The organism is Psychroserpens damuponensis (genome assembly GCF_000826655.1).
GTDB classification, from domain to species: Bacteria; Bacteroidota; Bacteroidia; order Flavobacteriales; family Flavobacteriaceae; genus Psychroserpens; species Psychroserpens damuponensis.
In genome coordinates, this window is the sequence record NZ_JXJO01000099.1 from 1 (window position 1) to 290 (window position 290).

The following is a 290-nucleotide window of genomic DNA, read 5'->3' on the forward strand; positions in this document are numbered from 1 at the left end:
GAAATTCAATTATAAAGGATGAATATAGATTATCATTAGCCATAGATGTATTGTAATTGGTATAGTTAAGTTCGTAACTGTTGGTTGTATTTTCTAAAATAATTTTTGAGTTGGTAAGTGATAAATCTATATTAGTGGTTCTTACATATGGAGTTGCATTACTATAATATTTTGTAGCATTGTTACTTGTATTATGCGCACTGTTAATCGTATTGAAAGCTATCCATTTTGTTTTGACAGTATATACATTAGAACTTTGATTTGCTGCTGTCACAGTATATTGAATGTCA

Annotated in this window: 1 protein-coding gene; it reads right to left on the reverse strand. The window is 27.9% G+C overall.

The window, feature by feature from the left end; translation table 11 throughout:
* Positions 1 to 290, reverse strand: a 290-nt coding sequence (locus TD29_RS18625; RefSeq protein WP_161792637.1) for a hypothetical protein, incomplete at both ends; no start/stop codon positions are given.